The sequence below is a fragment of the Brevibacillus invocatus genome (genome assembly GCF_003710915.1).
In the GTDB taxonomy this organism is placed as follows: domain Bacteria; phylum Bacillota; class Bacilli; order Brevibacillales; family Brevibacillaceae; genus Brevibacillus; species Brevibacillus invocatus.
Genome location: NZ_RHHR01000103.1, coordinates 1 through 309 on the forward strand (window position 1 = coordinate 1; position 309 = coordinate 309).

Here is a 309-nt window from a genome sequence, read left to right on the forward strand (position 1 = left end):
AGAAAATCGCTGAGCTGGTGCGCGAAAAGAAAGTGGAAGGCATTACCGATCTTCGCGATGAATCCGATCGCAAAGGTATGCGGATTGTCATGGAATTGCGCAGAGATGTGATTCCAAAGGTTGTGTTGAACAATCTGTTCAAGCATACCCAGCTTCAAACTACCTTTGGCGTCAATATGCTGGCGCTGGTGGATGGGCGTCCTCGGGTTCTGAATTTGCGTGACATGCTGTATTACTATTTGCAGCATCAACGTGAAATTGTCCGCAGACGGACAGAGTACGATCTGAAGCAAGCAGAAGCCCGCGCTC

Annotated in this window: 1 protein-coding gene; it reads left to right on the plus strand. The window is 49.2% G+C overall.

The genetic code is table 11. From position 1 onward, the window contains the following. Positions 1-309: DNA gyrase subunit A (locus EDM52_RS24225; protein WP_276330149.1), on the plus strand; the 309-nt coding region annotated here is incomplete at both ends.